This window comes from Occultella gossypii (genome assembly GCF_019947135.1).
Lineage (GTDB): Bacteria > Actinomycetota > Actinomycetes > Actinomycetales > Beutenbergiaceae > Occultella > Occultella gossypii.
Genome location: NZ_JAGSHT010000013.1, coordinates 338,175 through 359,634 on the forward strand (window position 1 = coordinate 338,175; position 21,460 = coordinate 359,634).

The 21,460-nt window shown below is 72.6% G+C and carries 19 protein-coding genes and 1 pseudogene; 6 read left to right on the forward strand and 14 right to left on the reverse strand.

Going from position 1 to position 21,460, the window contains the following annotated elements; genetic code table 11:
• Positions 1-29 precede the first annotated feature (29 nt).
• Entirely contained in the window at positions 30-2,957 is a 2,928-nt protein-coding gene (locus KCQ71_RS14930; RefSeq protein WP_223407243.1) for a glycoside hydrolase family 2 TIM barrel-domain containing protein, read from the reverse strand.
• A gap of 288 nt (positions 2,958-3,245) precedes the next feature.
• On the opposite strand from KCQ71_RS14930, the gene KCQ71_RS14935 reads away from it, so the two are divergent.
• Positions 3,246-4,511 carry a glycine-rich protein gene (locus KCQ71_RS14935; protein WP_223407245.1) on the forward strand — a complete coding sequence of 422 codons (1,266 nt, stop codon included), beginning with the start codon at positions 3,246-3,248 and terminating at the stop codon, positions 4,509-4,511.
• Positions 4,512-4,535: 24 nt separating this feature from the next.
• A pseudogene (locus KCQ71_RS14940) lies at positions 4,536-4,889 on the forward strand (Ig-like domain-containing protein); the annotation flags it as partial.
• Between the two features lie 164 nt (positions 4,890-5,053).
• Here KCQ71_RS14940 and KCQ71_RS14945 read toward each other — a convergent pair.
• The gene (locus tag KCQ71_RS14945; protein WP_223407249.1) at positions 5,054-6,739 is read right to left on the reverse strand and encodes a DEAD/DEAH box helicase; all 1,686 of its coding nucleotides are present in this window, start codon (positions 6,737-6,739) and stop codon (positions 5,054-5,056) included.
• 206 nt (positions 6,740-6,945) lie between these two features.
• On the opposite strand from KCQ71_RS14945, the gene KCQ71_RS14950 reads away from it, so the two are divergent.
• Positions 6,946-7,383 (forward strand): hypothetical protein, encoded by a 438-nt coding sequence (locus KCQ71_RS14950; protein WP_223407252.1) that lies wholly within the window; start codon positions 6,946-6,948, stop codon positions 7,381-7,383.
• A 41-nt stretch (positions 7,384-7,424) separates the two neighbouring features.
• Here the strand turns inward: KCQ71_RS14950 and KCQ71_RS14955 are convergent, their stop codons facing one another.
• Positions 7,425-8,417 carry an aldo/keto reductase gene (locus tag KCQ71_RS14955; protein WP_223407254.1) on the reverse strand — a complete coding sequence of 331 codons (993 nt, stop codon included), beginning with the start codon at positions 8,415-8,417 and terminating at the stop codon, positions 7,425-7,427.
• On the reverse strand, positions 8,414-9,172 hold the full coding sequence (locus KCQ71_RS14960; protein ID WP_223407256.1) for an SDR family NAD(P)-dependent oxidoreductase: 759 nt from the start codon (positions 9,170-9,172) through the stop codon (positions 8,414-8,416). The genes KCQ71_RS14955 and KCQ71_RS14960 overlap by 4 nt, the downstream gene beginning before the upstream one ends.
• A gap of 125 nt (positions 9,173-9,297) precedes the next feature.
• Here KCQ71_RS14960 and KCQ71_RS14965 point away from each other — a divergent pair, with 125 nt between their 5' ends.
• Entirely contained in the window at positions 9,298-9,888 is a 591-nt protein-coding gene (locus KCQ71_RS14965) for an SGNH/GDSL hydrolase family protein (protein WP_223407257.1), read from the forward strand.
• A 194-nt stretch (positions 9,889-10,082) separates the two neighbouring features.
• Here KCQ71_RS14965 and KCQ71_RS14970 read toward each other — a convergent pair whose 3' ends face one another.
• From KCQ71_RS14970 to KCQ71_RS15015, 10 genes are all read right to left on the reverse strand, one after another.
• Positions 10,083-10,586, reverse strand: a complete 504-nt coding sequence (locus KCQ71_RS14970; protein WP_223407259.1) for a hypothetical protein — start codon at positions 10,584-10,586, stop codon at positions 10,083-10,085.
• 164 nt (positions 10,587-10,750) lie between these two features.
• Positions 10,751-13,276, reverse strand: a complete 2,526-nt coding sequence (locus KCQ71_RS14975) for an ATP-dependent Clp protease ATP-binding subunit (protein WP_223407261.1) — start codon at positions 13,274-13,276, stop codon at positions 10,751-10,753.
• Between the two features lie 195 nt (positions 13,277-13,471).
• A complete protein-coding gene (locus tag KCQ71_RS14980) occupies positions 13,472-13,981 on the reverse strand; it encodes an O-acetyl-ADP-ribose deacetylase (protein WP_223407263.1) in 510 nt (169 codons plus the stop codon).
• Positions 13,982-14,090: 109 nt separating this feature from the next.
• On the reverse strand, positions 14,091-14,516 hold the full coding sequence (dtd, locus tag KCQ71_RS14985; RefSeq protein WP_223407265.1) for a D-aminoacyl-tRNA deacylase: 426 nt from the start codon (positions 14,514-14,516) through the stop codon (positions 14,091-14,093).
• A 4-nt stretch (positions 14,517-14,520) separates the two neighbouring features.
• Complete coding sequence (locus KCQ71_RS14990) at positions 14,521-15,513, reverse strand: asparaginase (protein WP_223407267.1); 993 nt, start codon at positions 15,511-15,513, stop codon at positions 14,521-14,523.
• A complete protein-coding gene (locus tag KCQ71_RS14995) occupies positions 15,507-15,839 on the reverse strand; it encodes a DUF2516 family protein (RefSeq protein ID WP_223407269.1) in 333 nt (110 codons plus the stop codon). Before KCQ71_RS14995 ends, KCQ71_RS14990 begins: the two co-directional genes overlap by 7 nt.
• 25 nt (positions 15,840-15,864) lie before the next feature.
• Entirely contained in the window at positions 15,865-17,007 is a 1,143-nt protein-coding gene (locus KCQ71_RS15000; protein WP_223407272.1) for an FUSC family protein, read from the reverse strand.
• Between the two features lie 160 nt (positions 17,008-17,167).
• On the reverse strand, positions 17,168-18,268 hold the full coding sequence (gene ygfZ, locus KCQ71_RS15005; RefSeq protein WP_372454036.1) for a CAF17-like 4Fe-4S cluster assembly/insertion protein YgfZ: 1,101 nt from the start codon (positions 18,266-18,268) through the stop codon (positions 17,168-17,170).
• A gap of 77 nt (positions 18,269-18,345) precedes the next feature.
• Entirely contained in the window at positions 18,346-18,975 is a 630-nt protein-coding gene (locus KCQ71_RS15010; RefSeq protein WP_223407276.1) for a nitrobindin family protein, read from the reverse strand.
• 49 nt (positions 18,976-19,024) lie between these two features.
• Complete coding sequence (locus KCQ71_RS15015; RefSeq protein ID WP_223407278.1) at positions 19,025-19,747, reverse strand: hypothetical protein; 723 nt, start codon at positions 19,745-19,747, stop codon at positions 19,025-19,027.
• A gap of 109 nt (positions 19,748-19,856) precedes the next feature.
• Between KCQ71_RS15015 and KCQ71_RS15020 the strand changes: the two genes are divergently transcribed.
• Both KCQ71_RS15020 and KCQ71_RS15025 read left to right on the forward strand, forming a co-directional pair.
• Positions 19,857-20,624, forward strand: a complete 768-nt coding sequence (locus KCQ71_RS15020; RefSeq protein ID WP_223407280.1) for a winged helix-turn-helix transcriptional regulator — start codon at positions 19,857-19,859, stop codon at positions 20,622-20,624.
• A gap of 185 nt (positions 20,625-20,809) precedes the next feature.
• Positions 20,810-21,457: a DUF47 domain-containing protein gene (locus KCQ71_RS15025; RefSeq protein WP_308116646.1), complete on the forward strand. Its 648-nt coding sequence runs from the start codon at positions 20,810-20,812 to the stop codon at positions 21,455-21,457.
• The last annotated feature ends 3 nt before the right edge of the window (positions 21,458-21,460 follow it).

Consider the following 21,460-nt stretch of genomic DNA (forward strand, 5'->3'; position numbering starts at 1 on the left):
CGGGGTGATACCTCCCGCCCAGGTCTGGCTCAGAGGGTGCGCAGCTCCACCGTGATCCGAGCCGGGGCCGCGAGCAGTCGGTGCTGCGCGAGCACGCCCGGGCCGCAGGAGTTGGTGCCGATCCCGGTCTGTGCGGCGTCGAGGTTCACCCAGGTCAGATCGCCCGGCACCAGGTCCGTCGTGTGCTTGCCCGCGTCGAGGTCCTCCGACGTCCACGGGCGCACGGTCAGGTCCACCAGGTCCGGGGCGCGCAGCCCGACCCCGGCGCGCTCACCGTCGCGCAGTTCGGCCCAGCGCACGTCCGCCCGGTTCCCGTTCTCCTGCGGGAACACGTACGGCGTCTGCAGGTCCGCCACGGTCGAGCCGAACCTGCCCACGTGCGGCGCCCGCCGGGTATCCGCGTAGGCCTCCCCGGGCCCGAGCCCGAACCAGGTCACGTCGGTCAGTGCCGCAGGCAGCCCGAGGCGCACCCCGATCCGGGGCACCGTCGTGGTCCAGGTGCCGATCGCCTCGGTGGCCACGTCCAGCAGCACCCCGTCGGCCGTGGCGGTCCACGTCCAGACCGCGCGCATCCCGACGTCCACCGCGGCCGCCATCGTGTGCGTCACGACCCGCAGGCGGTCGCCCTCGACGTCCACCGAGACCATCCGCTGCTCGGTGCGGTCGAGGCCGACCTTGCGCCACGCCGCCGCCACGTCGTCCCAGCCGACGTCGTTGTCCGTCGGCGCCCGCCACAGGTCGAGCCGTGCTCCGGTGACGGGGAGGTCGCCGAGCCCGATCAGGGTTCCGCGGGCGTCGAACCGCGCCGGCCCGACGGCGTAGCCCGCTTCGGTCCGTTCGGCGGCGCCGCCGCCTACGCGCACCAAGGCCTCGGCGCGGTCGCGCAGCAGGTGCTGGGTCCACGCGATCTCGTGCCCGGCGTCCGCCCAGGCCGTGTCGGCGCCGAGCCGCACCCGCAGGTTCAGCCAGGCCTCGCCGTCGACCCCGTCCGGCAGTGCCACCGCGACCGCCGGGGAGAGGTCCACCTCGCCGACCTCCCCGGCCGCGATGTCCGGCAGTTCCACGTCACCGGAGGCGACGCCTTCGCCGTCGACCTCCACGTCCCAGCGCACCACCAGGCCCGCGGTGGACAGCACGGCGTACCGGTTGCGGACCCGCGCCCGCGCGCCGCCGTCGAAGGCCTCGATCTCGATCGGGGCGATCACCTTCTTGTACTCGCGCAGGCCGGGCGAGGGCGTGCGGTCGGGGAACACGAGGCCGTCGGTGATGAAGCTCCCGTCGTGGAGCACCTCGCCGAAGTCCCCGCCATAGGCGTAGTAGGGCCGGCCGTCGTCGGTGGTGCGGGTGATGCCGTGGTCGATCCACTCCCAGACGAAGCCGCCGTGCAGCCGGTCGTAGGTGTGGAACAGGTCCTGGTACTCGGTCAGCCCGCCCGGCCCGTTGCCCATCGCGTGCGCGTACTCGCACTGGATGAACGGCAGGCCGCGTCGGCGAGCGTCCAGCGCCGGGTCCGTCGTCGGGTTCTCCGCGCCGCGACCGATCGCCTCGGTCTCGGCGTGGTCGGCGTACATCCGGGAGTAGACGTCCACGTAGCCGCTGTCCCAGTCGCCCTCGTAGTGCAGGAACCGGCTCGGGTCGCGGTCCTTGGTCCAGGCAGCCATCGCGGCCAGGTTCACGCCGGTGCCGCTCTCGTTGCCGAGGGACCAGGCGATGACACTGGCGTGGTTCTTGTCCCGCTCCACCGTGCGCCGCATCCGGGCCAGCAACGCGTCGGCGAAGTCCGGGGAGTCGCTGGGGTTGCCGCGCCAGCCGTTCAGGCCGAAACCGTGGGTCTCGAGGTCGCACTCGTCGATGACCCAGAGCCCGTAGGAGTCGCACAGGTCGAGGAACCGGGCGTCCGGCGGGTAGTGCGAGGTCCGCACGGCGTTGATGTTGTGCCGCTTCATGAGCAGCACGTCGGCGAGCATCGTCTCGGTGTCGAGGGTCCGCCCGGTCTCGGGGTGCCACTCGTGCCGGTTCACGCCGCGGAACAGGATGTTCGCGCCGTTGACGGTGATCAACCCGTCCGCGACGCGCACCGTGCGGAAGCCGAGGCGCAGGGTCACCTGCTCGGTCGGCGTGCGCAGGACCGCGTCGTACAGCCGCGGAACCTCGGCGCTCCACGGCTCGACGTCGAGCGTATGCGGCCCGGCCGGGTCCACGCCGTGCAGGCCGAGCTCGGGGACGTCGAGCACGGCGGCGGCGCCGTCACGGGTGGTCACCTCGACCGCGAGCGTCCCGGTGCCGGTGGTGTGGTCGTAGTCGGCGTGCGCGAACACGTCCTCGATGCCGCCGGCGGGGAGCAGCAGCAGCCGCACGGACCGGTAGATCCCGGACAGCCACCACATGTCCTGGTCCTCGAGGTAGCTCGCCGCGGACCACTGGTGCACCCGCACCGCAACCGTGTTGGCGCCCTCGCGGACCAGCCCGGTCACGTCGAACTCTGCCGCGAGCCGGCTGCCCGCGCTGGTCCCGACCTCGGTCCCGTTCACCCAGACCACGAAGGTCGAGTCGACCCCCTCGAACCGCAGCACCGCGCGGGTGCCGCCGGTGAGCGCGGGCACCGTGAAGGTGCGCCGGTACTCCCCGGTCGGGTTCGCGTCCGGCACATGCGGCGGGTCCACCGGGAACGGATAGACGACGTTGGTGTAGGCGGGCGGCGTGTACTTCGGCTCGCCCGGCAGCCCGACGAACTGCCAGGAGCCGGGCACCGTGATCCGGTCCCAGTCCGCATCGTCGAGGTCCTCGGCGCCGACGGCGGGGGTCAGGTCGAGCGTGTCGCTCGCCAGCCGGAACGCCCAGTCGCCATCCAGGTCGACGGCGGGGGCGTCGCTGGTCAGTCGGGCCCGGGCGGGCAGGCGGCCGGTGTGCGGGTCCGGGTCGGTCAGGTAGCTGAGGTCACGGGAGTCAGAGGCCACGTTGCTCTTCTCGGGGTCGTCGGTGGGCGCGTCCCGCGCCGTTCGACTCCCGATGGGAGCCGCAGCCGGCGCGGTGGACCTGATGGCCCCAAGCCTAGGCACGCGCGGGTCCGTGAGGACAACCGCGACCGGTAGGCGGACAGGGCCCTCGCCCCGGCCACATCCCAAGACGCGTTGATGTGGGGTGGCCACACGCGTAGTCTTCATGTGCTGCCGACCCACGGGGGGACGGTCGGACCCCTGGAGTGCGCTATGCGCCGTGCCCTGAGATTCTCCGCTCCTGCTGCCGTGGCTCTGCTGCTGGCCCTCGGCGCCGCGCCACCGGCGGTCGCCGCAGAGGGCGACCCCTGCGATGGGGCGACGCTGTGCACGCAGACCTTCGGCGTCACCGGCGCACCGCAGTTGTGGACGGTCCCGGACCACATCACGGAGGTCACCGTGGTCGTCGCCGGCGGTGCCGGCGGCAGGTACTTCTCCGACGGCGGCGCCGGCGGCCGCGCCGAGGCCGCGATCGCCGTCGAGCCGGGACAGCAGTTGGCGCTCGTGGTCGGCGACGTCGGGGAGGTCAGTCACGCGGGCGGTCGCGGCGGCTACGGCGGCGGCGCCGGCAGCTACGGCAACGGCTATGGCGGCGGCGGCGGAGGCGGCAGCTTCCTCTTCGCTGAGCACCCCGGGGACTGGGACCTGCTGCTCGCCGCCGGCGGCGGCGGCGGAGGCGCCCGCGATAGCAGTGACTGGGAGGCCTACGGCGGCAACGGCTACGGCGGGGCCGGCGGCTTCACCGGCTCCGGACCTGACGCCGACCCTGCGGTCGATGGCACCCATGTCGCGGGCGCCACCGTGACCGCGGCCGGTTACGGTGGCGCCTCGCCGCTGCCGGCCACATTCGATGGCACCGACTTCGTCCCTGGACAGGGCCAGCAGGGCGCCGACACCGGGGGCCAGGGCAGCGGCGGCGGAGGTGGCGGCTACTTCGGCGGCGCCGGGGCGCAGCAAGCCTTCCGGGGCGGCGGCGGGGGCTCCGGGTTCGTCGGCGACGGCATCACGGTCACGAGCGAGTCGGCCAACACCGGTCCGGGAGTCATCACCATCGGCTACGCCAACCTGGGCACCGCCGCACACCTGAGCACCGCGACCGTGGACGCGGTGGCAGGCGAGCCGATCTCGCTGACCGGCCTGATCCACCAGTTCGACGCGCCGGGCGGCGGCGGCACCCTGACCATCACGGCGACGCACGATGGGTCCAGCGAGGCCATCGCCGAACTGCCCGTGACCACGGCTGGGGACTTCCCCTACGCCGCGACGGCCGAGACGACCTTCGTCCCACCGACCCCCGGGACCTACCAGTTCGACCTGACCTACTCCGGTGATGCCATCCACGCGTCCGCGACCGCCGAGACCGTGACCGTGACCGTGACCGCAGCCCCGGCCGTTCGAGCGACGACGACCATCCTTTCCGCGGATCCTTCCGTCCCGACCGAGGGCCAGTCGGTGACGCTGTCGGCGCTCGTGACCGGAGCCGGGGACGAGGTCGTCGCACCCGCGGGGGCATGAGCCGGGAGCCGAGCCGTCACCCCGCCGGCAGGACCGACGCCGTCCGGGACCGTGACTTTCTCCGCCGACGGCATCGAGATCGGCACCGCCGCCGTGTCGGGTGGTGTCGCCACCATCGCCTGGACGGCAGGCCCGGCCGGAACGACCACCCTGACCGCCACTTACAGCGGCGACGCCGACTACGCGGGGTCCGCCCAGGAACTCATCATCACGGTGGCCGAGGTCGTGGCGCCGACCGATGACCCACCCGCCGCGGCACCCGCGGCCGGACCCGAGCTGGCCGCGACGGGCGCACAGATGTCACTCCTGGCACCGGCCGTCGCGCTGCTCATGGGTGGGGCCGTTCTGCTGCTGCTGCGCCGCCGAGTGGTCGGCTGAGCACCGCCGAACGAACGCTCGACGGCGGCCGTCGGCGATGCTCGCGCGTCGCCGTCGGCCGTCGGCACCTTCGGGTGTCGCCGCGCTCGCGTGACGCCAGACGGCTCGAGGCCCCCGTCCGGTAGGACGAGGACCTCGAGTTCGGTGTGGTTACCGGTGCTGGGTCAGCGACCCTGCGCCGGGGAGCCGGCTGGACGGCCGGAACGGCGCCCACCGCGGCTGCCCCGCGGCGCACCGCCGCCGGAACCGGACCCGGCGGCTGCCGGTCGCTCACCGGCCCAGGATGCCTGCATGCCCGAACGAGTCTGGCCGCCGGTGCTGGAGCCCCCGCTGTTGGTGGAGTACGTCAACGACGAGCCGCCACCGCGGGGGCCGCCGGAGCGTCCCCCACCGGAACGGGCGCCACCGGTCGGGGCGCCGGAGCGACCACCACCGGAACGGGCGCCACCGGTCGGGGCGCCGGAACGACCACCACCGGAACGGGCGCCGTCAGACGCGCCGCCGGAACGCGAACCCGCGCCCTCGCCCTGCGAACGTGCACCGCGCGAGCGGCCACCGGTACGGGCACCGGCGCCGGAGCGCTCACCGCCACGACCGCCGCCACCGGAGCGGCCGCGACCGGGACCCGACGGCGCAGGCGCAGTCGCCGCTGCTGCGGGGGCCCGTGATGGGTCCACCTTGGGGGCGACGTCACCGACGAGCTTGGCCACGGTGGCCGCGTCCGGACGCACCGGGGAGGCCGTGATCTTCGCGGCGCGGGTCAGCTGACGCACGTCGCCGCGCTGCTCGGGGAGCATCAGCGTGACCACGGTGCCACCGGAGCCGGCCCGCGCGGTGCGACCGGAGCGGTGCAGGTACGCCTTGTGCTCGGCCGGCGGGTCCACGTGCACGACGAGCTCGATGTCATCCACGTGGATCCCGCGGGCAGCGATGTCCGTGGCCACGAGCACCCGGACGGCGCCGGTGGAGAACGCGTCGAGGTTGCGCTCACGGGCGTTCTGGGACAGGTTCCCATGGAGGTCGACGGCGGGGATCCCGCTCGCGGTGAGCTGCCGGGCCAACTTCTTGGCCTGGTGCTTCGTCCGGGTGAACAGCAGCCGGCGGGAGGTACCGGCGGCGAGCTGCTCGATGATGTCGCGCTTGGCGTCCGCACCGGACACCTCGAAGATGTGGTGCTCCATGGCCGCGACCGGGGACGAGGCCGAGTCCACCGAGTGGGTCAGCGGGTCGGTCAGGTAGCGCTTGACGATGATGTCCACGCCGTTGTCGAGCGTCGCGGAGAACAGCATCCGCTGGCCGCCGCGCGGGGTGGCGTCCATGATCCGCTTCACGGCGGGCAGGAAGCCGAGGTCGGCCATGTGGTCGGCCTCGTCGAGAACCGCGATCTCGATGTTCTCCAGGTTCAGGTAACCCTGGCCCTTGAGGTCCTCGAGGCGACCCGGGCACGCGATCAGGATGTCCACGCCGTCGTTCAGCGCGGTGACCTGCTTCCCCTGGCCGACGCCGCCGAAGATGACGGTGTGGCGCAGGCCCGCGGCCGCGGCGAGCGGTGCGATGGTCTCGGCGATCTGGCTGGCGAGCTCACGGGTCGGGGCGAGCACGAGACCGCGGGGCTTGCGGGAGGCGGCCCGGCGGCCGTCGGTCAGCCGCGCCACCAGGGGCACCGCGAACGCGATGGTCTTGCCGGAGCCGGTCCGGCCGCGGCCGAGCACGTCGCGCCCGGCGAGGGTGTCCCGCAGGGTGGCGGTCTGGATGGGGAAGGGTTCGGTGATGCCGCGCGCGGTCAGGGACTTGACCAGCGCAGCCGGAACGCCCAGGGCCGAGAATGACGGCGTCTGGGCAGGAGTCATTGATGACAAGGAGTTGTTTCTCTCGTTCGTTGGGTTCACCGCAGTGGTCGACACTGGTGCTGCCTGGCCGAGTGGCCGGCGCATGAAGAACCGCGATGCCGGCGCGAACCATGCGCGCCTGATGTCCATCATCCCCCATGGCGCGGTCATTCAACGAATGACGTGAGAAGTGTCACAATGGAGTGCAGGAGGCAGGCGCGGTGATCATGGCGATTCGTTCGGGTATGACGGCGGTGCTCGCCTGCGCACTGGCGGTCGCCGTCAGTGCGTGCGCGGGTGGCTCCGGCGAGCCGTCAGACGCGGACCGGCCGGACGCGCTGGCGACCTGGGCCGCCGAGGACGCCGAGGGTGGGGACGGCGCGCTGCTCGTCGGGACCCTGGTGCTCGACGGCGGTTGCCTCGTGGTCCGTACCGAGGTGTCGCTGGAGGCGGACCCGTCGCGGCCGATGGAGGTCACGCCGGTGTTCCCGTGGCCCGAGGTGGAGTGGGACGGGCAGACCCTGCGCGTGCAGGGCATGTCCGTGTCGGTCGGGGAACAGATCGAACTCGGCGGCGGGCTCGGCTCGGGGCCGTTGCGTGAGGACAACCGCGTCGAGATCCCGGAGACCTGCCCCTCGGAGCAGTTCTTCTACGTGGGCGCGTAGGCGCCTTGCGAGGCGCCGACCCGGCACGGTGACGTCGCAGGCTAGGGCGCGACCACGCCGTCGGGCAGGAGTCCTTCCGCGACCAGGGCGGCCCACAGCCGGTCATCGACGTCGGTGGTCAGGCGATCCGCGAGTTGGCGCACCTCGGCGGCGGAGCTGAGGCCGAACGTCGCGTTGACGACGCCCCGGGCGCGGCGCCCGAAGTGCACGGCCGCGGTCGGCAGGTCCACCCCGAACCGGGCGCAGATGGCGGCGATCGCGTTCGCGCGCTCGACGATCGCGGCGGGCGCGGGCCCGTACTCGTAGTGGGCATCGGGTGCCACCCGCGGCCGCGCGAGCAGCCCCGAGTTGAACACGCCCACGTTCACGATCCCGACCCCGTGCTCGGCGCAGGCCGGCACCAGCTCGGGCCAGGCCGGCTGTTCGAGCAAGGTGTACCGGCCGGCGACCATGACCAGGTCGATCCCATGCCCACCTTGCCCGCCGGTGGGCGCGGCGCCGCGCACCAGGTCGACGAGCACCTCGACGTCCTTCGCGCCGGCTCCGATCGCGGCGACCAGGCCCTCCTCGCGCAGCTCGATCAGGGTCCTGACGGCGGCGTGCGCGTCCGCGCGCGGATACTCCTCGGGGTCGTGCAGGTAGGCCACGTCGACGCGGTCGAGGCCGAGGCGCTCCAGGCTCGCGGTGAGGCTGGCGCGGATCCCGGCCGGGCTCAGATCCACGACCCGACGGCGGGTGGTCGGCACCCAGAACCCATTCTCGGTGTCCAGTTCGCCGGGCACGTGGTCCGGGTTGGGTTCGAGCAGCCGGCCCACCTTGGTGGACAGCACGTACTCCTCGCGCGGCCGCTGCGCGAGCAGGGCACCGAGGCGTTCCTCGGACATGCCGAGGCCGTAGTGCGGTGCGGTGTCGAAGTAGCGCAGCCCGGCGGCCCAGGCCGCGGCGAGGATGTCTTCGGCGACGGCGTCGGGCACCGGTCCGTAGAGGTTGCCGAACGCGGCCCCGCCGACGCCGACCGGGGGGAGGTCGATCACGTGGCCGGCGCGGGGCGGGGTAGCTGGATCCCGGCCGTGCCACCGTCCACGGACAGGCAGGTGCCCGTCACCGACCCGCTGGCCGGGGAGGCCAGGAAGACGACGGCCTTGGCCACGTCCTCCGGCGCCACCAGCCGGCCCATCGGCTGCCGGCCCTCGAGCGCGGCGCGTTCGGCGACCGGGTCCGCGGCGTTCGCGAGCAGTCGGCCGACCCACTCGGTGCCGACCGTGCCGGGTGCCACGCCGTTGACCCGGATGCCCTCGCCCACGTGGTCGGCGGCCATCGCCTTCGTCAGGGCCAGCACCGCGCCCTTGCTCGCCGCGTACGCGGCCCGCTGTACGAGGCCGACGAGCGCGACGATCGAGGACATGTTCACCACGGCGGCCCGGTCCGACCGGCGCAGGTAGGGCAGCGCGGCCCGGGTGACGGAGGCGATGCCGACGACGTTCACGTCGAGCACCTTGCGCCAGATGTCCAGGTCGCCGTCCTCGACGGTGCCCTGGGCGCCGATGCCGGCGTTGTTGATGATCGCGTCGATGCCGTCGAGGGCCTCGGCCGCGGCGGCGATGGCCGCCCTGGTGGCCGCCTCGTCGGTGATGTCACAGACGAAGGAGGCGACACCCTCATCCGGGGACTCGGTCAGGTCCAGGACCGCGACCCGCGCGCCCTGCGTGAGGAACTCCGACGCCGTGGCCGCGCCGATGCCGGCCGCTCCCCCGGTGATGACGACCCTGAGGTCCTGGATGTCCGACATGGATGCCTCTCTGCAACATGGGCACGGCGCGCCCGCGCCGCCGATCGCGCTCATCCTAGAAGTCCGTCCGGATACCGACCACAGGGTGTTCACCCCTCGGGCGTCGATGGGTAGGCTGCCCGATCGTGACCATTCTTCTGACGGGTGACTCGATCACCGACGCCGGACGTGACCGTGACGACCTCGCCGACCTTGGCTCCGGCTATGCCGCCCTCGTTGCCGCGGACCTGCCGGGCGAGCGGGTGATCAACACCGGCATCAGCGGCAACCGCGTCGTGGACCTGCGGGCCCGCTGGGACGCGGACGTCCTCGCGCACACCCCCGACGTGCTCTCGATCATGATCGGCATCAACGACACCTGGCGCCGCTACGACAACGACGACCCGACGTCCGCGCAGTCCTACGAGACCGGCTACCGCGACCTGCTCACCCGCGCCCGGGCGGCGGGCATCGGCCGGATCCTGCTCGTGGAGCCGTTCCTGCTGCCGGTCCGCGGCGACCAGTGGGCCTGGCGCGAGGACCTGGACCCGAAGATCGCCGCGGTCCGGCGTCTCGCCGAGGAGTTCGGGGCCGAGTTCGTCGCGACCGACGGGCCGTACGCGCAGGCCGCCTCCCGCGCCGGCGCCACTGCGCTCGCCGCCGACGGGGTACACCCCTCCCCCGAGGGGCACCGCTTCCTCGCGGACCGCTGGCTCGAGGTCTACCGCTCCGCCTGACCAGGCATCGGGCCGCGGGTGGCGGGATGGCTGCCCGAGCGCTGCGTCACTGACCCGCCACGTGGGTCAGTGGCGCAACGCTCGCATCAGCGGAGGTCTGGAGCCGTCGAGCCAGTCCCGAACACGTCGAGGCAGTCGCCGCGAACCGGCTGCCTCGAGGCGCAGGCGACTAGCTCGACGCCTGTCAGCGCCCGTCAGCGGGCGTCGCTCTTGGCCTGCCGGCGAGCGCCCTGCGCCTTGCTGCTCGCGGCCGTCTTCTTCTGTACCGGTGCGCGCGAACCGACCTTGCTGCTGGCCTTCGCGCGGGAGGCCTTGGCAGGCCCACTGGCAGGCTCGGCCGGGCCCTTGGCGGCCTCACCGGCGGCGGCGGCGAGACGCTCCGCCTTGAGCTCGGCGGCACTGGCCCGAGCGGCCTTCGCCAGCGCCGCGCTGACCCGAGCCAGGGACTCCTCGAAGATCTCCGCCTTGTCCCCGCTGCGCCGGGGTGCCCGGCTGGCGGCGCCTCGGGCAGCCTTGACCGGCACCTGCTCGGCGACCTCGGCGCGGTGCAGCTTCACGTATTTCGTGCGGGCCCGCCGAACCCTGGTGAGGAGGGCATCGAGCCCGTCCTCGTCGAGGGTGTCCAGGTTCTTCTTCTCCGTCTCCAGGACGAGTTCGTACTCCTTGGACGTCAGGTTCCCGAGCGTTGCCTTTGCCACGATCCGCCTCCCGTTCACGCGCCGCGCGAGGGCCACGCCGCGCCAGGTCACCGAGACTACGCGGGCGATCCCGCCGCCGAACAGGGCCAACGGCCCCGTATCGACACGAAAGGGCCGGCCACCGTGATGGTGGCCGGCCCGTTCGTGAACGGCGATCGCGGGGATCAGTCCGCGGACGCGGCGGGCAGTTCCGGCATGGCGCCGGCCCCGACCGCGAGCGGTTCCTTCTCCTCGGTGGCCTTGGTCTCACCGCGGAAGGTGAACTCGCCGAGCAGACCCTCGCCGACGGCGTCGACGATGATGTTCTGGCCCGCGGAGAGCTCGCCGTAGAGGATCTTCTCGGAGAGCTGGTCCTCGATCTCGCGCTGGATCGCACGGCGCAGCGGCCGGGCACCGAGGACCGGGTCGTAGCCGCGCTCGGCGAGCAGTTCCTTCGCCGCCGGGCTGAGCTCGATCGTCATGTCCTTGTCCGCCAGCCGGTTGGCCAGCTGCGCCATCATCAGGTCGACGATCTGGAAGATCTCGTCCTGGGACAGCTGCGGGAACACGATCACGTCGTCGACCCGGTTCAGGAACTCCGGGCGGAAGTGCTGCTTCAGCTCGTCGTTGACCTTGACCTTCATCCGGTCGTAGCTCGTGGACAGGTCCCCACCGGCCTGGAAGCCGGTGAGCATGCCCTTGGCGATGTCCCGGGTACCGAGGTTCGTGGTCATGATGATCACGGTGTTCTTGAAGTCCACCACCCGGCCCTGGGAGTCGGTCAGGCGACCGTCCTCGAGGATCTGCAGCAGCGAGTTGAAGATGTCCGCGTGGGCCTTCTCCACCTCGTCGAAGAGCACCACGGAGAACGGCTTGCGGCGCACCTTCTCGGTGAGCTGGCCACCCTCCTCGTAGCCGACGTATCCGGGCGGGGACCCGAACAGCCGGGACACGGTGTGCTTCTCGGAGAACTCGCTCATGTCCAGCTGGATCAGGGCGTCCTCGTCGCCGAACAGGAACTCCGCGAGCGCCTTGGCGAGCTCGGTCTTCCCGACGCCCGTGGGGCCGGCGAAGATGAACGAGCCACCAGGCCGCTTCGGGTCCTTCAGACCCGCACGGGTGCGCCGGATCGCCTGGGAGAGCGCCTTGATCGCCGCGTCCTGGCCGACGATCCGCTTGTGCAGCTCGTCCTCCATGCGCAGCAGCCTCGAGGACTCCTCCTCGGTGAGCTTGAACACCGGGATCCCGGTGGACGCGGCGAGCACCTCGGCGATGAGTTCCTCATCGACCTCGGCGACGTTGTCCATGTCCCCGGACTTCCAGGCCTTCTCCCGCTCGACGCGGGTGTTGGCGAGGTTCTTCTCCTCGTCCCGGAGCCGGGCGGCGCGCTCGAAGTCCTGATCGTCGATCGCAGACTCCTTGGAGCGGCGGGTCTCGGCGATCTGCTCGTCGAGCTCACGCAGCTCCGGGGGCGCGGTCATCCGGCGGATCCGCAGGCGGGCGCCGGCCTCGTCGATCAGGTCGATCGCCTTGTCCGGCAGGAACCGGTCGTTGACGTACCGGTCGGCGAGCGTCGCGGCGGCCACGATGGCCGAGTCCGTGATCGTCACCCGGTGGTGCGCCTCGTACCGGTCGCGCAGGCCCTTGAGGATCTCGATGGTGTGCGCGAGCGTGGGCTCGGCCACCTGGATCGGCTGGAACCGGCGCTCGAGCGCGGCGTCCTTCTCGATGTGCTTGCGGTACTCGTCGAGGGTGGTCGCCCCGATCGTCTGGAGCTCCCCACGGGCGAGCATCGGCTTCAGAATGCTGGCAGCGTCGATCGCGCCCTCGGCGGCACCGGCCCCGACGAGCGTGTGGATCTCGTCAATGAACAGGATGATGTCTCCGCGGGTGCGGATCTCCTTGAGCACCTTCTTCAGGCGCTCCTCGAAGTCACCGCGGTAGCGCGACCCGGCCACCAGGGCGCCGAGGTCGAGGGTGTAGAGTTGCTTGTCCTTCAGGGTCTCGGGCACGTCGCCGCGCACGATGTCCTGGGCCAGGCCCTCCACCACGGCGGTCTTACCGACGCCGGGCTCACCGATCAGCACCGGGTTGTTCTTGGTGCGCCTGGAGAGCACCTGCATGACCCGCTCGATCTCCTTGCTGCGCCCGATGACCGGGTCCAGCTTGTTCTCGCGGGCTGCCTGCGTGAGGTTGCGGCCGAACTGGTCCAGCACGGCCGAGCCCGAGGGGGTGCCCTCGGTGGGGCCGCCGGCGGAGACCGGCTCCTTGCCCTGGTAGCCGGACAGGAGCTGGATGACCTGCTGGCGGACCCTGTTCAGGTCGGCGCCCAGCTTGGTCAGCACCTGGGCGGCGACGCCCTCGCCCTCGCGGATGAGGCCGAGCAGGATGTGCTCGGTGCCGATGTAGTTGTGGCCCAGCTGGAGCGCCTCACGCAGGGACAGCTCGAGGACCTTCTTCGCACGGGGAGTGAACGGGATGTGCCCGGACGGCGCCTGCTGACCCTCGCCGATGATCTCCTGCACCTGCTGGCGCACGGCCTCCAGGGAGATGTTCAGCGACTCCAGTGCCTTCGCGGCCACGCCCTCGCCCTCGTGGATGAGGCCGAGCAGGATGTGCTCGGTGCCGATGTAGTTGTGATTGAGCATCCGTGCCTCTTCTTGGGCAAGGACGACCACTCGGCGGGCTCTGTCTGTAAATCTCTCGAACATCTGCGTACTCCTCACGGGCCGGGACCGACACCGGTCATGGCGGTGTGTGTCATCGATGCTAACGGCGCCGGTCCGGCGATGATGCCCCTGTTCGCCAGCGGCAGAGAGCACGCCGGTCACGATCGTGCAACGCCCGACGGCGGATGGTCGCCGACGCTCGTCGGCGCACCCCGCTCGTCGTGGTCCGAGGCCGGTTCAGGCGAGCCGCGCCTGGAACTGCGCGAGGGCGTCGGCTCCGAACAGGACGAACCGGACCGTCTCGACGCCGGGTACGCTCGCCGCTCGTACGGTGCTCACCGCGATCTCGGCGACCTGTGCCATCGCCCAGCCGTAGACCCCGCCGCTGATCGCCGGGAATGCCACGGATGCGGCCCCGAGCCTGCTCGCGACGGCGAGGCTCGAGGAGAACGCGGACGCGAGGAGCGCCGGGTCCGTCTGACCCGCATGCCGGTTCGGCCCCACGGTGTGGATGACCCACCGGGCGGGCAGGTTCCCGGCCCCGGTCGCGACCGCCTGACCGACGGGCAGCCCGTCCCGGAGGGTGGTCGACCGCAGCCGCTCGCACTCGGCCAGCAGCGCCGGGCCTGCCGCGCGGTGGATGGCACCGTCGACCCCGCCACCCCCGAGCAGCGAGGAGTTCGCTGCGTTCACGATGGCGTCGACGGACTGGGTGGTGATGTCACCGGCGATGGCCTCGATGCGCATGACTCCACTGTGGCACGTCCGCGGATCCGGTCGCCCATCCGTCCGGTCACCCATCCGCACAGCGGGCCGCCTCAGTCCGGGTCCCCCACTTCCCGGCCACGGCGACCGCTCAGCTCTCCACGAGCAGCGTGAACGGCCCTTCGTTCACCAGCGAGACCGACATCATCGCGCCGAACCGGCCGGTCGCCGTCGGGATGCCGCGCTCGCGTAGGTCCGCCACCACCGCCTCGACCAACGGCTCCGCGACCGGCCCCGGGGCAGCCGCGGACCAGGACGGGCGCCGACCCTTGCGGGTGTCGCCGTAGAGGGTGAACTGGCTGACCACGAGCGCCCCGGCGCCCGGGGTGTCGGCCACGGACGTCTCCCCTTCGAGGATCCGCAGCTCGGCGATCTTGCGGGCCACGCGCCGCGCGTCGTCGACGGTGTCCTCGACCGCGACCCCGACGAGGGCGAGCAGTCCCGGGCCGATCTGCCCCACCACCGCACCGTCGACGCTCACCGACGCGGAACTGACCCGCTGCAGCACCGCTCGCATCGGGTCAGCGCAGTCCGGGCGGGGCTGCGGCGCCGAAGGCCGCGCGGATCGCGCCGGCCGGTGCCCCGCCACCGAGGACGGGCACCCGCCCCCAGGACCAGAACCCCTCGACGCCCAGCTCGTGCAGCGCGGCGGCGAGGATCACCGCACGGGCCCGCCCTCCGCCGTCGGACACCTTGAACGCGAGCGCGCGCCCGTCAGGCATCGCCGCCGCGTACACGCCGTCGGCGCCGTCCTTGGCGACCAGACCGGGCTCGGAGGTCATCGCCTCGGTGACGTCCCGGCCGGTGCCGCCGACCAGCCACGGGTGCGCGGTCATCGCGGCCCGCACCCGCGCCTCGGGTCCGGTCTCCGCGGCCGCGATCCGGGCGAACGCGCGCGCCAGACCGAGCACGGTGGTCGAGAACTGCGGCGCCCCGCAGCCGTCCACGGCCACGTGCGCGGGTTCGACGCCGGTCAGTTCGGTGATGGTCGCCGCGATCGCCTGCTGCAGCGGGTGCGCGGGATCCAGGTAGCCGTCCGTGGGCCACCCGGCGGCCCGGCAGGTGGCCAGCATGCCGGCGTGCTTGCCGGAGCAGTTGTGCGCGAGGGCCGACGGCGGTCTCCCGGCCGCGATCCAGGCGGCGGCGGTCGGTTCGTGCCAGGGCAGCGACGGCGGTGTGCGCAGGTCGGCCTCGCTCAGCCCGGCGCCGGCCAGGATGCTCGCCGCGACGTCGAGGTGGCGCGGCTCGCCGTAGTGCGAGGCGCAGACGAGCGCCAGCTGCTCGTTGCTGACCTCCAGCCCGGCGCGCAGCATCGCCAGCGCCTGCACCGGCTTGATCGCCGAGCGGGGGTAGATCACCTGCTCGGGCTCGCCGAGTGCGAGGACGGCCGCGCCGTCGGCGTCGAGGGCGACCAGGTGTCCGGCGTGCACCGACTCCACCAGCGTGCCCCGGATCACCCACGCCAGCGGCGCCCCGGGTGCGGGCCGATCCAGCTGCGGCGGCGGCTTCACCACCGGCCACCGCCACCGCTGCCGCCCGAGCCGCCGCGGCCGCTGTACCGGGCCACGGCGGGTCGCACGTCCGCGAGGTAGATGCCGGCCGGGATCGCCGCGATGAGCACGAGGAACAGCGAGCTGCCGCCACCGCCCGCGGGGATGCCGAGGAAGCCGAGCACCGTGGCCAGTGCGAGCACGCCGCCCCAGAACCCCTTGGTGCGCTTGTCCGCCGAGGTGAACGCCGTCGACGGCCGCAGCAGGGCGTCGACCAGGGCCCAGAGGGCGAGCCCGAAGGCGATGACGGACAGGCCGAGGAACAGGTACGCCTGGATGATCGCGATCACAGCATGAGGGTACGCGAGCGACGCCTCAGCCGGGACGCCCGGTGTCGATCTCGACGAGGGCCTCCCGGGCCTGGGTGCCGGTCATCCCGGTCAGCTCGAGCAGGTCCACCACGAGCGAACGCAGCAGCACCACCAGCGTCTGGGTCTGCCACCCGGTGAACGCCTGCGGGTCCAGGTCGCCCGCCACCGCGAGCAGCTGCGGACGCAGCCGGATCAGGTCGGCGTTCGAGCCGAACGCGACCCCGATGTCCCGGCTGGCCCGGGCGGTCACCTCGAGGATGTCGGCGACCCGGTCGTTGTCCTGCAGGTTGACGGAGACGGACCAGGACCGGCGCGCGATCACCCGGAGGTTTCGCATCGCCCGGTCGCACAGGGTGCTGGCCCGCTGGAGCCGGGTGAGGAGGTCGTCGTGGCGCAGCGCCGACGGCGTCAGCCGGGTCGCCTCGAGGGCGTCCCGCACGAGCGTGTTCCACTCGTCGATCACCCCCTGGGACCCGCGCGCCCGGACCAGGGCGTCGTTGAGGACCTCCGGATCGGCGAGCCGGATGCCGCGGGCCAGGTCCTCGGCGGTGATGGCCAGTTCCGCCATCCCGGCGGCGGCCAGCGACTGCGCCCGCTTGCGCACGTCGAGCGGCAGCAGGGCCGCGGTGAGCAGCGCCAGCGCCCCTCCGATCAGGGCGTCCAGCCAGCGCCCGACGCCGCCACCCAGGAGCGTCGTGGAGAACCCCACGATCACGACGGCCTGCACCCCGGCCTGCATCGCGAGCATCTGCGCGCCGTCGATGAGCCGGGCCATCGAGACCGCGAGCGCGAGCACCACGGCGATCTGCACGGGGCCGGTGCCGAACAGATGCGCGAACACCTCCCCGAACGCCACCCCGAGGGTCACTCCGAGCGCGAGCTCGGCCACCTTGCGCGGGCGCCGGTCGTTGCCGTACCCGAGGCACACCCAGGCGGCGATCGCCGCGAACACCGGCACCTCGTGACCGACCAGGTACAGCGCGACGGCATAGGCGATCCCGGCGGCCACGGACGCGCTGAGGATCCCCACGGCGTTCGAGCGGAGCCGGCGGACGCCACGGGCGACCCGGGCGACGACGAGGACGCGGGCCCGGCGAAGGTCGAATCGCCGTCGGGGTGCCTCGGCGCGCGCCGGTCCGTTGCTCACACCTGAAGAGCGTACGGGTGGCGGGCATCTCCCACCGATCGGCTGCGGCAAGGCCGCCCGACGGCGCTACCTCCGTCCCGCAGGCCCGTCCACTCGGGCGGGTGCTACAGCGTCCGACGGCGCTCCCTCGGTCCCGCAGGCCCGTCCGCTCAGGCGGGTGCTACAGCGTCCGACGGCGCAGCTTCGGTCCTGCGGCCGGCTCCGGTCGGTTGGTGCCCGCACCCTCGACGGACACGATGAGCTCCTGGGCGGCGGCGATGCCACCGACCGTCAGCTGGACGTCCGGGGCGACGTTGCGCTTGATGACGGCCAGGGCCACCGGGCCCAGCTCGTGGTGGCGCACGACGGACGTGACCCGCCCGACCTCACGTTCGCCGTCGAGCACCACCTCCCCCGGCTCCGGGGTGAGGTGCTCGCTGCCGTCCAGGTGCAGCATCACCAGCCGGCGCGGCGGCCGGCCCAGGTTGAAGACGCGGGCGACGGTCTCCTGGCCCCGGTAGCAGCCCTTGTTCAGGTGCACGCCGGTGCGCAGCCAGTCCAGCTCGTGCGGGATGGCCCGCTCGTCCACCTCCCTGGCCAGACGGGGGCGCCACGCGGCCACCCGCATCGCCTCCCACGCCCAGGCTCCGGCGAGGCGGGCCCCGGCGCTCTCGGCAGCCCGGACCACGGCCGGGACCTCGGTGCGAGGCACCAGCCACAGTTGCGCGGCCCACTCCGAGCCGGGGTGGTCGGCGTCGGCGGGGCCGTACCGGGTCGAGCCCGGGGCTGTGGCCGGCCAGGGGTCGCGCCAGGTCACCGGTTCGGCGCCGTCGTCGGTACGCAATGACGGCCCCGCGGCGGACGTGCCGAGGACGGCGGTTTCGGTGTCGACGGCCACGTCCACCCGGAGCATGAACCTCATCGACTCCAGGAACGCGGCGAGCCCCGCGGCGTCGTCGGCCTCGGTGATCAGCCAGGTGGTCGTGCCGTCGTCGACGACGGCCGGGGCGTGCTCGACGCGCCCGTTCGGGTCGAGCAGCAACAGTTCGGTGGAGACCCCCGGGGCGAGCGTGGCGACGTCCTGGGAGCTGAGGGTGTGCAGCCAGCTGAGCCGGTCCACGCCGGTCACGGTCACGACCCCGAGGTGGGACAGGTCCACGACGGCCAGCCCTCGGGCGAGGTCACGCTGCTCCCGGTTGGGTTCGCCGTAGTGCGCGGCGACACCCGAGTCGGGGCCGCCGGCAGCGACGGCGCCGTGGCGGGACAGCAAGGGCGAGGCGATGGTGGTCACACCAAGGTCAAGGCCGGCGGGCGCTGCTTCATTCCGGACCGCGGGTCCGCCCTCCGCCCCGATCGAGTTCATTGCCGCTGGAGCCGGCCGGAGGAGTAGGACTGCATCTCGTGCCCGAACGCGGCCATGTCCGTGGCCCACATGAGCTCGCTGCGCACGAGGCCGTACATCCGGGCGGCGGCGGAGACCTCCGCGCCGGACGCGGTACGGGCGATCAGGTCGGTCGCGAGCTCGATGCGGGGCCCCTGGACCACGCCGAGGTAGACGCTCACGTGGCCGCTCGGTTCGGCGAGCAGCACCTCGATCTCCGTGGCCGACGGCGGCGGTGCGGCCGAGCCGGTCGTCTCACCTTCCGCTGCGGCGGGCGCGGGCGCAGGCGGGTCGGTCAGTGCGCTGGGATCGTCGGGCACCGTGGGCACCACGCGCCAGAACCCGGACTCGGTGGCCCAGAGCTGACCGGGGCGCAGGGCGGACACGTCGATGTCACCCTCGAGGGAGTCGAGCTCGCCGTCGAGGTTCCAGGTGGTGGCGGTGTACGCGAGATACGGGCCACCGTCGGAGGTGAAACTGACCTCGACGAGGACCGGCCGCTCCGGGATGTCCGGATAGCTGAGGAAGCCCGGACCGCGCCAGGTGCCGAGCAGCCAGGCCAGCGGGTAGGTCTCGGGGGCAAGGCCGTCGGGGATGGCGAAACTCATGGGCTTGGACTCCCTGGGGGCGGGTCGGCTTTGCCGCCGATCGTACCCGTCAGACGAGCAGGAGCCGGGCCAGCACGTAGACCGGCAGCCCGGCCACGGCCACCGGCAGCATCGCCGCGGCCAGCGCCGGGAAGGGCCGCCCGGAGGCGGGGAACTGCCCGAACAGCCGGTGCGCCGCGGCGACCACGACCCCAGCGGAGAGGCCGATCAACGCCCCGGCGGTCGGTCCGACGTCGGTCACCGAGCCGACCGCGAACCCGCCCGCGGCGGCCACGACGATGGTGACCCCGGCGCCGATCCAGCCCGGGAACGGCAGGGCCGTACACGTCGCGGCGACGGCGAGCGTGACCGCGCCGCAGAGCAGCAGGCCGACCGCCGTCGGGCCGGTGCCGACGGCGATCCACCCGGTCGCGGAGGTGACCACCGCGGTCCCGGCCACGACGCCGGAGACCGATTCCACCAGGCGCGGGCGCCCGTCCCGGCGCACGAGTTCGTGCACGAACGCGCCCACCACGGACAACGCGAACACGACGGCGACATACGCGAGGTCGTCCGTGAGCAGCAGTACCCCGATCGAGGCCGCCACGCATGCAGCCAGCACCACACTGGCGCCGCGTGGCGCCGGCAGCCCCAGCAGCGCCGGCCAGCCGAGCGAGAACAGGGCCCCGATCGCAGCGACGGTGCCGACCAGCAGGTACCGGTCCCCGAACGCGGTGATGCCGATGCCCGCCGCCGCGGTCGCCGCGACCACCGCGCGGAACGCGCCGCTCATCATCTGCCTCGAGCACCCCTCGGTCGGTCCGCCGGCCACGATCCGGCCGGGCGGTACAGGCGGAACGCTACCTGCAATACGATGACGCAACCGGTCGGGAGGAGCACGCGTGGCAGAACTTCTGCTGCTTACGTCAGAGCCTGGCGGTTCGGCACAGGTGCTTCCCGCCCTCGCTCTGCTGCATCACCGCGTCCGCGTTGTACCGGTCGAGCCGTCGTCGCTGCTGGACGCCCCGGATGCCGATGTGGTGCTCATCGACGGTCGGCGGGACCTCGCGAGGGCACGGAGCACCTGCCAGCTCCTGCGGACGACCGGCATCGAGGTGCCGGTACTGCTCGTGCTCGGTGAGGGCGGGCTGTCCGTGGTGGGGCAGGACTGGGGTATCGACGACCTGGTCCTGGCCGATGCGGGCCCGGCCGAGGTGGACGCGCGGCTGCGGCTGGTCACCCAGCGCTCCGACCGGCAGACCAGCGAGGACCCGGAGGAGATCCTCGCCGGTGAGCTCGTCATCGACTCCGGCGGCTACACCGCGCGACTGCGGGGCGAGCCGCTGGACCTGACCTACAAGGAGTTCGAGCTCCTCAAGTACCTGAGCCAGCACCCGGGGCGGGTGTTCACCCGCGCCCAGCTGCTCCAGGAGGTGTGGGGCTACGACTACTACGGCGGCACCCGGACGGTGGACGTCCATGTCCGGCGCCTGCGCGCCAAGCTGGGCCCCGAGCACGACGCGATGATCGGGACCGTCCGCAACGTCGGGTACCGGTTCGACCTGCCCCGCGAGCGGCGCCCCGGCAGCGAGGGCTCCGTGGGCGCCGACCCGACCACCGCACCGGCTGTGACGTCGCCCACCGAGCCGACCACCGCCGTCGACGGTTAGAATCGGTTCCGACGCCGGGTCGCGCTAGCCCCGGGCTCCAACATCAGCCGCTACGAGCGGCCTTCGCGCCGTCAGGCGCTGGGCGGCCCGGCGTCATCTCCCGCACTCTCGCCGTTCGCCCGGAGTTCATCGGCGCGCCTCCAGTGCTCTAGCCTGAATCCGCTGACATTGCCCTTCCCCCCGGAGTGAATGCTGTGCGCTTCCGCCTGACCCCCCGCGATGTCACGTTCTTCGACCTCTTCGCCGCGAACGCGCAGCACCTCGTCGACGGTGCCGACCTCCTCGCCCAGCTGATCGGTGCCGAGCCGCCCGACCGGCCCGCCCACGCGGAGCGACTGCGACAGATCGAGCAGGAGGCGGACGGCGCCGAGGCCACGATCATGAACCGGCTGAACCAGACGTTCGTGACGCCGTTCGACCGCGACGACATCTACACGCTGGCCGCTGCGATGGACGACTGCATCGACGCCATGGAGGCGGCCGGGGACATCATCGTGCGGTACCAGCTCGTCGACCTGCCCGACGGCGTCGTCGCGATGGTCGCGACCCTGCAGCGGGCCGCCGAGCTGACCGCGGCAGCGATGCCCAAACTGCGCACGATGACCGACCTGAAGCCCTACTGGGTGGAGATCAACCGGCTGGAGAGCGAGGCGAACCGGACCTACCGCGCCCTCCTGGCGCACCTGTTCGGCAGCCCGCAGTTCCAGCGGAGCCCGGCGGACGTGGTGGAACTCATCAAGCTCAAGGGCGTCGTCGACGTCCTCGAGCAGGCGTCCGACGCCTTCGAGCGGGTGGGCAGCGTGGTCCAGACCATCTACGTCAAGGAAACCTGAGTC